The sequence below is a fragment of the Saccharothrix sp. CB00851 genome (genome assembly GCF_001905065.1).
Lineage (GTDB): Bacteria > Actinomycetota > Actinomycetes > Mycobacteriales > Pseudonocardiaceae > Actinosynnema.
Genome location: NZ_LWLC01000016.1, coordinates 128,096 through 142,242 on the forward strand (window position 1 = coordinate 128,096; position 14,147 = coordinate 142,242).

General features: G+C 71.1%; 12 protein-coding genes. 5 read left to right on the top strand and 7 right to left on the bottom strand.

Annotation, left to right across the window (positions count from 1 at the left end; genetic code table 11):
- Window positions 1–3: 3 nt before the first annotated feature.
- Both A6A25_RS17905 and A6A25_RS17910 read right to left on the bottom strand, forming a co-directional pair.
- Window positions 4–1,143: a mechanosensitive ion channel family protein gene (locus A6A25_RS17905; RefSeq protein ID WP_073891508.1), complete on the bottom strand. Its 1,140-nt coding sequence runs from the start codon at window positions 1,141–1,143 to the stop codon at window positions 4–6.
- Between the two features lie 722 nt (window positions 1,144–1,865).
- Entirely contained in the window at window positions 1,866–2,501 is a 636-nt protein-coding gene (locus A6A25_RS17910; protein ID WP_073891510.1) for a TetR/AcrR family transcriptional regulator, read from the bottom strand.
- A gap of 54 nt (window positions 2,502–2,555) precedes the next feature.
- Between A6A25_RS17910 and A6A25_RS17915 the strand changes: the two genes are divergently transcribed.
- Window positions 2,556–3,398, top strand: a complete 843-nt coding sequence (locus tag A6A25_RS17915) for an alpha/beta fold hydrolase (RefSeq protein ID WP_073891512.1) — start codon at window positions 2,556–2,558, stop codon at window positions 3,396–3,398.
- On the opposite strand, the gene A6A25_RS17920 is transcribed toward A6A25_RS17915, so the two are convergent.
- The 3 genes from A6A25_RS17920 to A6A25_RS17930 form a co-directional block, all read right to left on the bottom strand.
- On the bottom strand, window positions 3,361–4,701 hold the full coding sequence (locus A6A25_RS17920; protein ID WP_083668432.1) for a DUF4153 domain-containing protein: 1,341 nt from the start codon (window positions 4,699–4,701) through the stop codon (window positions 3,361–3,363). The genes A6A25_RS17915 and A6A25_RS17920 overlap by 38 nt on opposite strands.
- A 335-nt stretch (window positions 4,702–5,036) precedes the next feature.
- Window positions 5,037–6,068, bottom strand: coding sequence for a HAMP domain-containing sensor histidine kinase (locus A6A25_RS17925; RefSeq protein WP_073891516.1), 1,032 nt, complete (start codon window positions 6,066–6,068; stop codon window positions 5,037–5,039).
- On the bottom strand, window positions 6,065–6,739 hold the full coding sequence (locus A6A25_RS17930) for a response regulator transcription factor (protein WP_073891518.1): 675 nt from the start codon (window positions 6,737–6,739) through the stop codon (window positions 6,065–6,067). Before A6A25_RS17930 ends, A6A25_RS17925 begins: the two co-directional genes overlap by 4 nt.
- 108 nt (window positions 6,740–6,847) lie before the next feature.
- Between A6A25_RS17930 and A6A25_RS17935 the strand changes: the two genes are divergently transcribed.
- From A6A25_RS17935 to recD2, 3 genes are all read left to right on the top strand, one after another.
- Window positions 6,848–7,534, top strand: coding sequence for a DUF402 domain-containing protein (locus tag A6A25_RS17935; RefSeq protein ID WP_073891564.1), 687 nt, complete (start codon window positions 6,848–6,850; stop codon window positions 7,532–7,534).
- Window positions 7,535–7,621: 87 nt separating this feature from the next.
- Window positions 7,622–8,701 (top strand): hypothetical protein, encoded by a 1,080-nt coding sequence (locus A6A25_RS17940; protein WP_073891520.1) that lies wholly within the window; start codon window positions 7,622–7,624, stop codon window positions 8,699–8,701.
- 26 nt (window positions 8,702–8,727) lie between these two features.
- Entirely contained in the window at window positions 8,728–10,893 is a 2,166-nt protein-coding gene (gene recD2, locus A6A25_RS17945; protein WP_073891522.1) for an SF1B family DNA helicase RecD2, read from the top strand.
- A gap of 163 nt (window positions 10,894–11,056) precedes the next feature.
- Here the strand turns inward: recD2 and A6A25_RS17950 are convergent, their stop codons facing one another.
- Window positions 11,057–11,884: a MerR family transcriptional regulator gene (locus tag A6A25_RS17950; RefSeq protein ID WP_073891524.1), complete on the bottom strand. Its 828-nt coding sequence runs from the start codon at window positions 11,882–11,884 to the stop codon at window positions 11,057–11,059.
- Window positions 11,885–11,935: 51 nt separating this feature from the next.
- On the bottom strand, window positions 11,936–12,178 hold the full coding sequence (locus tag A6A25_RS17955; RefSeq protein ID WP_073891526.1) for a DUF2630 family protein: 243 nt from the start codon (window positions 12,176–12,178) through the stop codon (window positions 11,936–11,938).
- Between the two features lie 154 nt (window positions 12,179–12,332).
- Between A6A25_RS17955 and A6A25_RS17960 the strand changes: the two genes are divergently transcribed.
- The gene (locus A6A25_RS17960; RefSeq protein ID WP_073891528.1) at window positions 12,333–14,102 is read left to right on the top strand and encodes a M14 family zinc carboxypeptidase; all 1,770 of its coding nucleotides are present in this window, start codon (window positions 12,333–12,335) and stop codon (window positions 14,100–14,102) included.
- Window positions 14,103–14,147 lie beyond the last annotated feature (45 nt).

Sequence of the window (14,147 nt, forward strand, 5' to 3'; positions counted from 1 at the left end):
AGGTCAGCGCGGTTGCACCGGCTGGTCCGGGCCGCTGAACGCCTGCACCCGCTCCTCGCCGTCCGCGCTCTCGCCGAACACCCGGTTGTCCGACGACCCGTTGGCCGCGGGCGCCGGCGCGGCACCGTTGGCACGGGGCAACTCGCGCACCCGCAGCTGCGGCAGCGCGCCGGGGTGACGGGACCGCAGCCAGCCGACCAGGTGCTCGCGCGCCACGCACCGCAGGTCCCACAGGCGCCCGGCGTCCGACGCGCTCACCAGCGCGCGGACCCGCACGAACGACCCGACCGCGCCGGTCACCTGCAGCACGCAGACCCGGCCGTCCCACAGGTCGCTCGTCTCCAGCGCGTTGCGCAACTCGTGCCGCAGGTCCTCGACCGGCACGGTCCAGTCCAGGTCCAGCTCCACCGTGCCGAGCAGCGCCGACTGGGTCCGCGTCCAGTTCTCGAACGGCGTCTTGAGGAAGTAGGCGGTGGGCAGGATCAGCCGCCGGTCGTCCCACAGGTGCACGACCACGTAGGTGAGGGTGATGTCCTCGACGCGGCCCCACTGGTCCTCGACGACCACCACGTCGTCCAGCCGCAACGCGTCGCTGAACGCGATCTGCACACCAGCGAACACGTTGCCCAGCAACGACTGCGCGGCCAGCGCGGCGATGGCGCCGATCACACCGGCGGAGGCCAGGATGCTCGTGCCGGCCGCCCGCGCGGCGGGGAACGTCATCAGCACGGCGGCCGCCGCCAGCACGCTCACCACGACCACGGTGACCCGGCGGACCAGCGTGATCTGGGTGTGCACGCGGCGGGCGTGCCGGTTGTCGGACACGTCGACCCGGATGCGGGCCAGCGTCGCGTCCTCGATCACCACCAGCAGCGAGGCGAGCAGCCAGGCACCGGCCAGGATCAGCGCTATCCCGGTGACGTGCAGGGCGACCGGCCGCCAGTCGCCCCGTGCCGCCACACCCAGCGAGAACTGCACCGCGACCAGCACGGCCACCGCCACCGCGGGCTTGTGCGCGTGCCGCGCGAGGCCGGCGAACAGGTCCGAGCGGCGGCCGATGCGGCGGACCAGCCGGTGGACGAGCGTGACGACGAGCAGGGCGACCAGCAGCGAGCCGGTGAACGTGACCACGGCTGCGAGCACGGACGGGCACCTCCTACTTGCTAGCTCATGATGGGGACGATCCAGGGTTCGTACCCACGAGCAGCGCCCTTCACTCCTCCGTGTGCTTGAAAAGCATGTCCTCGCCGTGTTTGAAGAACATGTCCTCGCCGGACGGGCAGATCAGCAGGATGACATCCCCCGGTTCCGGCTTCCTCTTGTTCCGTCGGGAACTCCGGTTGGGTTGGTGGTCCCGGGGTACGTGTCATCCCACCGACCTCCCTCCGGGCTACCACACGCGTCAAGGGGGCCCCGAAGTTGGAGTATGAGGCAACGCTGGCACGAGGCCCCCTTGACACGTGCGGTAGGGCTACGCCAGGTCGGCGGGATGACACGAACCCCTCCCAATGAAAAGCGAGAGCAACGCCGCCGCACACGCCCCGGGCCCGCTCGACCCCGCGCTCGTCGGCGACCCCCTGCACGTGCCACTGGCGGCGCCCTTCTCCCTCATAGGAGGGCTTCGTGTCATCCCGCCGACCTGGCTTTGCCCTACCGCACGTGTCAAGGGCGGCGCGTCCAACTTCGACTGTCACTTCACTGGGACCGCGCGCCGCCCTTGACACGTGCGGTAGCCCGGAGGGAGGTCGGTGGGGTGACACGGAGTCCGGGACCACGACGCAACAGGACGTCCCCGACGAAACGAGACCGAGGCGGAACGAGCGGGAGGTCATCCTGCTGATCTGCCCGTCCGGCGAGGACGTTTTTCACTCTTTTCCAGCCTTGCGTGCGGGCAGCTGGTGCGCCACCTGGCCGACGAACGCGACCAGCCTGTCCGGCGTGAACCGCTCCGGATCGGTGATCACCAGTCGTCCCGCCATCTCGGCCAGCGCGAGCACGGTGTGGCCGAGCAGCTCGGCGTCCAGCCCGGTGTCGCCCAACGCCTTCAGCCCCAGCTCGGCCAACCCGCTGACGTGCTCCAACACCTGCGCCCGCACCAGCGCGACCTGTTGCCGGAACTCGGCAGGCGTGCCCTCGGGCGGCAGCAGCACGAGCCGCCAGCGGTCCGGTGACGCGACGACGGCGTTGATGAACGCGCGCACGGTGTCCGTGTAGACGTCCTCCGGTGAACGGTCGCCGAAGTCGGTGGTCGGCATCGCGCCCAGCACCTGCGCGGTGGCGCGTTCGGCCTCGCGGGTCAGCAGCGCGGCGATCACCTCGGCCCGGTTCGCGTACAGCTCGTAGACCACCGGCTTGGTCACGCCGGACCGCCGGGCCACGGCCTCCATGGTCAACGCGTCGAACCCGCCTTCGGCGATGAGGCCGAGCGCCCCGTCCAGCAGCTGGTCGCGCCGCTGCGCCGGCGGCAGGCGCGGTGCGTACTTGCGACGCGTTGTGCTCACCGACCCATATTGCTACGGTGGCGTAGCTTTTACCAAACCTGGAGGCAGGCAACGGTGTACGTGGAGTCCGAGGGCGTGCGGCTGGCCGTCCACGAACACGGCGACCGGTCCGCGCCGACCGTCGTCCTGGTGCACGGCTACCCGGACACGCACCGCGTGTGGGACGACGTCGTGCCGTTGCTGGCCGAAGAGTTCCACGTGGTCACGTACGACGTGCGCGGCGCCGGTGCGTCGTCCGCGCCGCGCGGCCTGGCCGCCTACCGGCTGCCGGTGCTGGCCCGCGACCTGTTCGCGGTGATCGCGGCGGTCAGCCCGGACGCGCCGGTGCACGTCGTCGCGCACGACTGGGGCTCGATCCAAGCCTGGGAGGCAGTCACCACGCCCGACGCGCCGATCGCCTCGTACACCTCGATCTCCGGCCCGTGCCTGGACCACGTCGGGCACTGGATGCGCCGCCGGCCGACCACCCGGCACCTCAAGCAACTGCTGCACTCGTGGTACATCGTGGCGTTCCACCTGCCGTTCGTCGCGCCCCTGCTGTGGCGGCACGTGATCGGCCCCCGGTGGCAGTCGATCGCGCACCGGCTGGAGGGCGTCTCGCCGCACGTGTCGCCGACCGTCGTGCGTGACGGCGTGCAGGGCATCGCGCTGTACCGGGCGAACTTCGTGCCACGGCTGCGCTCGCCGCGCGTGCGGCGGACCGACGTGCCGGTGCAACTGGTGCTGCCGTCGCGGGACAGGTACGTCACGGCCGGTATCACCGAGGACGTGGAGCGGTGGGCGTCGGACGTGCGGCGGCACGTGATCGACGCCGGGCACTGGGCGCAGATCACGCACGCCGGCACGGTGGCCCGCCTGGTCACCGACCACGTGACCGCGCACAGTCGCCCCGCTTGACCTGGGCGAGCGTGTCCCTGGCCTGCTGGCGGCCGAGGTTCCAGGAACGCCAATCGTCGTCCTCGACGCGGGACCGCAGGGCGCAGGCGCGCACGTCCTCCGGGAGGGTGGCCAGGGCGGGCACGGCGTCCGCGGAGAGCCTGGACAGGTAGCTGAAATCGATCTTTCCGCTGGCGTGGTAGCGGTCGATGTTGCGCTCGGCGATGAACCGCTCCGGGTTGAGCGCGGCCAGTCCGACCAGCGCGGCGAAGCCGGTGCCGACGACGGCGCGGGCCAGCCACGCGCCTTCCAGCCGCACGCCCGCCGCCAGGACCAGCAGGTAGACCAGGCCGAGCCACAGTTCGCAGGCGGTGACCAGGACCCGCAGCACGGTGAAGCCGTAGGCCTGCTGGTAGAGCCACATGCGGGTGAGGGCGGAGGCGACGATCACCAGGGTGAGCACGCTCAGCGCGCCCAGCAGGCCGCGCAGCCAGCGCCGGTCGTCCGGTGAGTCGAGGCGGGCGAGCCGTGCCACGACCGCGATGACGCCGAGGGTCAGCAAGGTGACGGCGAGCAGTTGCCAGAAGCCGCTGCGGGCGTGGTCGGCGTAGGTCAGGTCGGGGGTGGTGATGACATGCGCGTCGCCCGCGAACAGCGTGTTGATCTGCACGGTTACGAAGGTGGCGAAGAGCACCACCAACGCGCCAACCGGCAGCACCCAGTCACGTCGGGTGACCGTCCGGGGCAGGACGCTCGTGCCGTCCAGCCGGGGTGGTGCGACCAGCAGGTAGGCCGCGCCGACCGTGCCCAGGCCGACGGCCAGGAACAGCACGACCGGTTCGCCGTACGGTTCGTCCGGGGTGACCGAGCCGAGCAGGTCGGCGAACGCGGCGTCGGCGCCCGCCAGCAGCGGGACGAACACCAGCAGCAGACCGGCGGTGACGAGGATCGGCCGGGCCAGCGGCGGCGCGCCGTTCTCCTTGACGCCGCGTGCCACCCAGGGCACGGCTTTGACCGCCGCCAGCGGCACGGCACCCGCGCCGAACACGACGCCACGCGCGGTCCGCCCCCCGACGACCGCGAGCGAGCCGGCCGCGCAGCCCGTGATGGCGCAGAGCGTGAACATCCACTCGGCCGCGATGAACGCACCGACGGTGAACAGCGCGACGGAGAGCACCGCCCAGGCGGGCCTGACCTTGCGCAGCAGGGCGAAGACGAGGATCGCGGTGAGGGGCCAGCCGAGGCCGGGTTGGCCGAGGGGGATCAGGACGGCCGCTCCGATGCCGGCGGCGGCGCCGGTGAGCAGGACGCGGTTAGGGGTCATCGGGTGTTGCCTCCAGGGCGTGCGCCATCGCCCGCCGAGTGGCGGGTGGGTTCTGGTGTTCTTCGGGTGACGGTGCTCCGGACTCACGGGCCCGGAATCGTCGGTGGACGGGCTCACCGGCCCGGAATTGTCGGTGGTGTGTGGTTGAATTGAATTCAGGGTTCCCCTGGGCGGCGACCCTTGCAGGGCAATGCTTTCGGCCCGGTCAGACCGAGGACGACCAGACCCAGGGCCGGAAAACCCACGAGGGCCAAGCCGAGGGCGGTCAACCCAGGGACGGGGCGATCCATGGCCGTCCGGCGGAGTTCGGTCGAACCCCAGGACGGCCCAGGGGATCAGGTGACCGGTGTGGGACAGGAGGCCGGCAGGGTGGCGCGGATCCGGCAGCCCGGGCCGTCGACCACGGCGATGGTGCCGCCGTGCAGGTCGACCACCCAGCGCGCGATGTTGAGCCCCAGCCCGGTGCCCCCACCTCCCGCCCGCTCACCCCGCGTGAAGCGTTCGAAGACCCGTTCCCGGTCCTGCGGCGCGATGCCGGGCCCGTCGTCCGCGACCTCCAGCACCAACTCCGCACCCACCGACGCCGAGATCCTCACCTCGCCACCGGCCGGACCGTGCCGTGCCGCGTTGTCCAACAAATTCGCGACCACCTGCGCCAACCGCGCCTCGTCGGCGTAGATCGTGGCGTCGAGCGGTGAGACGTCCACGGTGAACCGCACCCCTCGAGCGGCCACCGAGGCTTCCGCGACCACTTCCTCCAACAACGGCGCCAGGGCGAACTCCGCCTTGTCCAACCGGTGCGCGCCGGCGTCGATCCGGGACAGGTCGAGCAGTTCCGTCACCAGCCGGCCCAGGCGTTCGGTCTGCGCCAACGCCGTCCGCATGGTCGCCGCGTCCGGCTGCGCGACCCCGTCGACCACGTTCTCCAGCACGTTCTGCAGCGCCGTGATCGGCGTGCGCAACTCGTGCGAGACGTTCGCGATCAGCTCGCGCCGCTGCTGGTCCGCGGCACCGAGGTCCGCCGCCATCTGGTTGAACGCACTGGCCAGCTCGCCGACCTCGTCCCGCGCCGTGGCACGCACCCGGCTGCTGTAGTCGCCGGCCCGCATCGCCCGCACCGCCGCCGTCATCTCCCGCAACGGCCTGGTCATCCCGTGCGCGAGGATCTGCGACGTCACCAGCACGATCGCCATCGCGCCGAACGTGGTCCCCGGCGCGAGCCACCCGATCCGCCACCGGAAGAACGCGAACCCGGCCGACATCGCCGACAGCAGCAGGATCCCGAGCTTGACCTTGATCGACCGCACCGGGTCCAGCGGGCGCGGCAGCAGTTCGAGCGTCGTCTGGAACGCCGACCGCAAGCTCACCGGGGCACCTCCAACGCGTAGCCGATCCCGTGCACGGTCCGGATCAGGTCCGTGCCCAACTTCCGCCGCAACGCCTTGATGTGGCTGTCGACGGTCCGCGTCCCGGTCCCGTCGGCCCACCCCCACACCTCGCTCAACAGCCGCTCCCGCGACTGCACGGCACGCGGCCGTTCGGCGAGGTGCACCAGCAGCTCGAACTCGGTCGGCGTCAAGTGCGCCTCCGCGCCCCCGCGCATGACCCGCCGCTCGGCCAAGTCGATCTCCAGGTCGGCCAGGGTGATCCGCGACGCCGCCGCCGACGCCGCCCGCTCCACCCGCCGCAACAACGCGTGCACGCGCGCAGCCAGCTCGCGGATCGAGAACGGCTTGGTCAGGTAGTCGTCCGCGCCGACCGCGAGCCCCACCAGCAGGTCGGTCTCGTCACCCCGCGCGGTCAGCATGAGCACCGGCACGGCCCGCTCGGCCTGGATCCGCCGGCACACCTCCAGCCCGTCGAACCCGGGCAGCATCACGTCCAGCACCACCAGATCGGGCCGGACGTCCCGGGCACGCGTGACGGCCGACGGGCCGTCGTGCGCCAAGTCCACCTCGAACCCCTCGGCCCGCAGCCGTGCGGCCACTGAGTCGGCGATGGTCAAGTCGTCCTCGACCACCAGAACGCGGCGTGTCATGCGGCCGACTCTATGTGGGAGCCGTGGAGGTGGACGGCGCGAGTTGTGAACGTCCTGTGGAGGCACCCACACCGCAACCGGAACCCGCCTCCGCACGTCATGGGTGCCATGCCGACCTTCGAACCGGGCACGACCTTCGAACCGGGCACGACCGTCGTCCGCCGTGACGTGTTCCGCGGCAAGGTGTGGAGCGCGTACGCCCTGCGCGTGCTGGAGGACACGGCCGAGGCTCTCGTCGTCGGCTGCCGACCGGGCGCGGAGGTGAGGGCGCCGACCACCTGGATCGAGTGGTTGCTGACCGGTGAGGACGGCGTGCGTGAGCAGGCGTTGCCGAACTTGGCGGCCGGCCGGTGGGAGCTCGGGCCGTGGACGTGGCGTGACACGGCGTACCTGTTGTGGAACCCGCCGGGCACGTGGTTCAGCGTCAACGCCTTCTTCGACCCGTCCGACGGGCACAGGCTGCGGCACTGGTACGTGAACTTCCAGCGCCCGCTGCGCCGCACGGCGTTCGGCTTCGACACGTTCGACCTGCTCCTCGACCTGGTGATCGCGCCGGACCTGTCCGAGTGGTGGTGGAAGGACGAGGGCGAGTACGCCCACGGCCGTCGCCTGGGCGTCGTGGGCGAGGCCGATCACCGGGCGGTCGAGCGGGCGCGGGACCAGGTCGTGGCCATGGTCGAGAACCGTGACGGGCCGTTCACGGCCTGGCACTCGTGGCGGTCCGACCCGTCGTGGCCGGCGACCGTGCTGACCGGAGACGCGCTCTCCGCCGAGCTGACCGGCCAGCCGGGGTGAGCGGCCGAACGAGGGATTCTGGGAGCGTTCCCAGAACGGAGCTGCTTAGCTGGGTAGCGGGCGGGGCTTCGACGAGGAGGTCTGGTCGTGCGACGGACGTTGGGTGCCGCGCTGGCGCTCGTTTCGATGATGTCGGCGGGGACGGCGGTGGCCGAGCCCGGGTTCGTGGAACTCGCGGCGAAGGGGTCGGCGGTCGCGATCAACGACGCGGGCGTGGTCGTGGGGCGGGCCGCCGGTGCGGACGGCCGTGCGCGGGCGGTGCGCTGGGACGCGGAAGGGCGGATCAGCGAACTCGCACCTCCGCCGGGAGCCCGGTACGCGACGGTGTTCGGGGTGGACGCGGCCGGTGCGGCGTACGGCAACACCAGCGACGCCGAGCACTGGGCGCAGGCGACCCGTTGGCACCCTGACGGCACCGCCGTCGTCCTCGACTTCCTGCCCGGCGGTGACTACACGTTCGCCGTCGCGGTGAACGAGGCAGGCACGGTCGTCGGCTACGGCGGTGACGCGGACGGCAAGCGGCAGGCGATCAGCTGGGACCGCGACGGCGTGGCCACCGTGCTGCCCGGCCTGGGCACGGCGACCGAAGCCGCCGCGATCGACGAGCAGGGCACGATCGCCGGCGTCGCCCACACCGGTGCGGGCAGCCGGGTCGTGCGCTGGGACGACGGGGTGCTCACGGACCTCGGCGGGGTTCCCGGCAGCACGTACCTGGGGGTGTCCGCGGTCAACGGCCGGTTCGTGGTCGGCGGGTACCAGACCGAGGACCGGACGTCGTTCGCCGTGCGCTGGGACGGGGCCGCGGCCGCCTACCCGCCCGGCGACCAGTCCAGCACCCTCCTGGCGGTGGACGCGGACGGTGCGGCGTTCGGGCGGGTCGGTGGCTCGCCGGTGCGCTGGGCGGCCGACGGCGGCATCACGACCATGGCGCTCCCGGCCGGCTTCACCGCGGGCGAGGTGGCGGTCGTCAACGAGCACGGCACGGCGGCGGGTGTGGCGATCGGGCGGACCTACCGCCCGCTCAGGTGGTCGCCGTCGGGTGAGGTCAGCCTGTTGCCGGTGCCGGCCGGGACGCACGGGTTCGCCCTGGACGTCAACGACCGCGGCGTGGTGGTCGGCGAGTTCGGTGGCCGGGCGGTGCTCTGGCCCGCGGAGGGCACGTCCTAGTGCCGGTCGCGCACTAGGGTGACGGGGTGGCTGACGCGGTCCTGGAAGCGGTGCTGGAGCGGATCACGTTCGCCAACGAGGAGACCGGCTACACGGTCGCCCGCGTCGACCCCGGCCGCGGCGGCGACCTGGTCACCGTGGTCGGGTCGCTGCTCGGCGCGCAGCCCGGCGAGTCGATCCGGATGCGCGGCCGCTGGGGCTCGCACCCCCAGTACGGCAAGCAGTTCCACGTCGACGACTACACGACCGTGCTGCCCGCCACGATCCAGGGCATCCGCCGCTACCTGGGCTCCGGCCTGATCAAGGGCATCGGGCCGGTGCTGGCCGACCGGATCGTCACCCACTTCGGCGTGGCCGCGCTGGACGTCATCGAGCACGAGCCGCAGCGCCTGATCGAGGTGCCCAAGCTCGGCCCGAAGCGCACCAAGATGATCGCCGCCGCGTGGGAGGAGCAGAAGGCGATCAAGGAGGTCATGGTCTTCCTCCAAGGCGTCGGCGTGTCCACGTCGTTGGCGGTGCGCATCTACAAGCAGTACAACGAGAAGTCGATCGACGTCGTCCGCGAGGAGCCCTACCGGCTGGCCAACGACGTGTGGGGCATCGGGTTCCGCACCGCCGACCAGATCGCGAAGGCCGTCGGCATCCCGCACGACAGCCCGCAGCGGGTGAAGGCCGGGTTGCAGTTCACGCTGTCCGAGGCGACCAACGACGGCAACTGCTACCTGCCCGAGAACGAGCTGATCGGTGACGCGATCAAGATCCTCCAGGTGGACGCGGGCCTGGTGATCGAGTGCCTGGCCGAGCTGGTGGCGGAGGAGGGCGTGGTCCGCGAGATCATGCCGGACGGCGAGCCGGGCATCTACCTGGTCGCGTTCCACCGGGCCGAGATCTCCCTGGCCAACCAGCTGCTGCGGCTGCTCAGGACCGACGAGGAGCGGATGCCGGCGTTCCAGCGGGTCGACTGGGAGCGTGCGTTCGGGTGGCTCGGGGCGTCGCTGGAGGACAAGCAGCGCGACGCCGTCCGGCTCGCGCTGACCCGCAAGGTCGCCGTGCTGACGGGCGGGCCGGGGTGCGGCAAGAGCTTCACCGTGCGGTCGATCGTGAAGCTGGCCGTGGCCAAGGGCGCGAAGGTCGTGCTGGCCGCGCCGACCGGCCGGGCCGCCAAGCGGCTGACCGAGCTGACCGGTCACGAGGCGCGCACCGTGCACCGGCTGCTGGAGCTCAAGCCGGGCGGTGACGCCGCCTACGACCGCGACCGGCCGCTCGACGCCGACCTGGTGGTGGTGGACGAGGCGTCGATGCTCGACCTGCTGCTGGCGAACAAGCTGGTCAAGGCCGTCGCGCCCGGTGCGCACCTGCTGCTGGTCGGTGACGTCGACCAGTTGCCGTCCGTCGGCGCGGGCGAGGTGCTGCGCGACGTGCTGTCCGCCGAGAGCCCCATCCCGAACGTCCGCCTCACGCACATCTTCCGGCAGGCGCAGCAGTCCGGCGTGGTGACCAACGCGCACCGGATCAACAACGGCGACTACCCGCTCGTGCAGGGGTTGCCGGACTTCTTCCTGTTCCCGGTGGAGGAAGCCGAGGACGCGGCGGCGCTGGTGGTCGACGTCGTGGCCAACCGCATCCCGCGCAAGTTCGGCCTGAAACCGCGCACGGACGTGCAGGTGCTCGCGCCGATGCACCGGGGCGCGGCGGGCGCGGGCGGGCTGAACGCGTTGCTGCAGGAGGCGTTGACACCGTCCAAACCGGACCTGCCGGAACGCCGGTTCGGCGGCCGGGTGTTCCGCGTCGGCGACAAGGTCACCCAGATGCGCAACAACTACGACAAGAACGTCTTCAACGGCACGCTCGGCCTCGTCACCGCGATCGACGTCGTGGAGCAGAAGCTGACCGTTCGGACCGACGAGGAAGAGGACGTGGACTACGAGTTCGGCGAGCTGGACGAGCTGACCCACGCCTACGCCATGACGATTCACCGCTCACAGGGCAGTGAGTACCCGTGCGTCGTCATCCCAATCACGACCAGCGCGTGGATGATGCTCCAGCGCAACCTGCTCTACACGGCCGTGACGCGGGCCAAGAAGCTGGTCGTGCTGGTCGGCTCGCGCAAGGCGATCGGGCAGGCGGTCCGCACCGTGGGTGCCGGACGCCGCCACACGGCGCTGGACCACCGGCTCGCCCAGCTGGTCTGACCACTGGGCACCCCACCCGGGCTGGTAGCGCTGCGCGGGGAATCGCAGCGCAGCGCTGCGGTGCTATTTGCAACGTTGCGGTGGGATTGCAGTGTTGCGACAGGAAAAGCACCGCGCGGGTGGTCATGGCATGGTCCCGCGCGGTGCTCGCGCGTCCGGTGTGTCAGCGCATGGGGAACGCGATGTCGCAGACCTCGTCGTCCGGGCCCGCGCTGTCCCAATCCGCGAAGTAGATCTCGCGGGGCGCGTCGTGGATGACGTGGTCGTTGTCCTTGATCCACGCGGCCACGGCGTCGTAGGCCGACAGGATCTGCGGGAACACGACCTGCGCCTTGGTCAGGCGCACGTAAGCCTCCCGGTGCGCCGGCTCGACCCGGGCCGCCACCCCGCTCGGCGGCTCCGCCACCCCGATCGGCACGCACGCCTCGACCGGACCGTCGCTGTCCTCGTTCACCTCGCCGTGGTAGACGACGAACCCCGCGCCGGACACGCCCCCGTACCCCTCCGCCGCCTTCACCAGCCGGTCCATCGAGCTCTCGATCCAGTCCACGAGCGCGGGCTGCAGCAGGTGCCGCTGCTCGGTCAGAACCACCTGTTCGGGTGCTTCGCGCTGCTTGACCTCGTACATCTCCAGCAATCCCTTCCCTCCGGACAACACGACGCGGAGGTGGGCGGCCAGGCCGCGCTGCACGGCCAGCCGGTGCTCGACCTCGGCCCAGTACTCGCCGACCAGGTCGGCCCGCCGGTCCTCGGGCGCGGCCACGATCCGGGCCACGACCGCGAGCGGCATGTCCAACCGGCGCAGCAGCGCCACCAGCCGTGCGGCGGCCAACTGGTCCTCGCCGTAACGCCGGTAACCGTTGGCCGGCTCGACCACGGCGGGCCGCAGCAGTCCTTGCCGTTCGTACAGCCGAAGTGCCTTCACCGACAGCCGTGAGCGGCGGGCGAACTCGCCGATGCCCAGTAGCCGTGTCACCGCCACATCCTCCATGGCGACGACCTTGCGGGCTGCCCCAAGGGACGAGTCAACCGCCGGGCGCGACTACTGGCGGTAGTTCTCGACCGTGCCGGGGTCGCGCGGCTCGGCGGCGTCCGGGTCCAGGCCCGCGGCACGGCGCGCCCGGCGCTGGCGCAGCAGGTCCCACGTCTGGTCCAAGGCGACTTCCAGGTCGCGCAGCCGTCGGGCGTCGCCCTCGCTCAGCCCCTCGCCGATGCGCGACCCTTCCAACCGGTGCTCTTCGTCCACCAGCCGGGTGATTCGTTCGACTAGTTCTTCGTCCGTCACGACGCCTCCTCCATCCGGACCAAGAGCCGGGGTACCTCACCGCCATCTGTCAAAACACCGCTGCCACGACGGTGAGTAATGGCCGGTTGGCGGGTGTGCAAGGGGGCGGTTCGTCCCTCATCCTCCGACTCGACCCTGCCTAGGAGGAACAACCGTGAAGTCGACCAGACGTTCACTGCTGACACTGGCCATAGCCGGTGTCGCGGCGGCCGCGGTGGTCACCGGGGGCACGCCCGGCACCGCCGGTCCCGCACCCGAGGTCGCCGCCGTCCAAGCCGGACCCACCTACGTCTACAAGGTCCACGCGCCGCTCGGCGCCGCCGCCCAAAACCTGCTCGGGCGCGGCTTCGACGTGCTGGAGGACCGGGACGGCGACTACCTGTTCGTGCTCGGCGACGCGAGCACCGGCGCCAGTCTCAAGCAGGCCGGTTTCAGCGCCGTCATCGACGAGGTGCTGCCCGCGCCCGAGTGGCAGCCGCCCGCCAAGAAGTCGCAGTCGCCGACGTTCGACGCGGCGGACATCAACGAGACCTACTACGGCGGCTACCGCACCATCAACGCCCACTGGTCGCACCTCGACCTGGTCGGGCAGCAGTACCCGAACCTGACGACCCTGGTCGACTACGGCGACTCGTGGCGCAAGACCCAGGGTGCGGGCGGGTACGACCTGCGTGCCATCTGCATCACCAAGAAGAACGCGGGCGACTGCGCGCTGAGCACGTCCGCGCCGAAGCCCCGGTTCTTCGTCATGGGCCAGTTGCACGCCCGCGAACTCACCACCGGTGACGTGGCGTGGAAGTGGATCGACCACCTGACCACCGGTTACGGGGTCGACGCCGAGGTCACCGCGCTGCTGGACACGACCGAGGTGTGGGTCGTGCCGATCGCCAACCCCGACGGCGTGAACATCGTGCAGCAGGGCGGCAACTCGCCGCGCTACCAGCGCAAGAACGCCAACACCACGAACGGGTCGAACTGCTCCGGCACGTCGTCGTCGCAGATCGGCATCGACCTCAACCGCAACACCGACTCCCACTGGGGTGGCGCGGGCACGTCGTCCAACCCGTGCGACCAGACGTACAAGGGGCCGTCGGCGAACTCCGAGGTCGAGACGCGGGCGTTGCAGGCGCTGTGGCGCAACCTCTACCGCGACCGCCGCGGCACCGGCAACACCGACGCCGCGCCCGCCGACACGACCGGTGTCGTGATCTCCATGCACAGCTACTCGAACCTGGTGCTGTTCCCGTGGGGCTGGACGACGTCGTACAAGACGGGCAACGACGCGGCGCTGCGCGGGATGGCGCGGGACATGGCGTCGCTGGCCGGTGGCTGGCGGTACGGGCAGCCGGGCGAGGTGCTCTACAACGCGGCCGGCGCGACGGACGACTGGGTGTACGACGACCTGGGCGTGGCGTCGTTCGTGTGGGAGATCGGGCCGTCGTCCGGTACGTGCTCCGGGTTCTTCCCGGCGTACTCGTGCCAGGCGTCGACGTTCTGGCCGAAGACGAAGCCGATGCTGATGTACGCGGCGAAGAAGGCGGCCAACCCGTACGGCGGCGGTGGCAACCCCCCGGTCGGGTGCGCCAAGGCCACCAACGACGCCGACGTGACCATCCCGGACAACGGCGCGGCGGTCACCAGCACCATCACCATCGCCGGCTGCGAGGGAACCGCTTCGGCGTCTTCGCAGGTGGAGGTGCACATCGTGCACACGTACCGGGGTGACCTGGTGATCGACCTGATCGCGCCGGACGGCACGGCGTACCGCCTGAAAGCGTCGAACAACGACTCGGGCGACAACATCGACACCACGTACACGGCGAACGTCTCGTCCGAGGCGCGCAACGGCGCGTGGAAGCTCCGCGTGCAGGACGTGTACTCGGCCGACACGGGCTACCTCAACTCGTGGAGCCTGACGCTCTAGGCGGCGTCTCCTAATTGTGGGAAGCGGTGCGGCAGATCATGATCG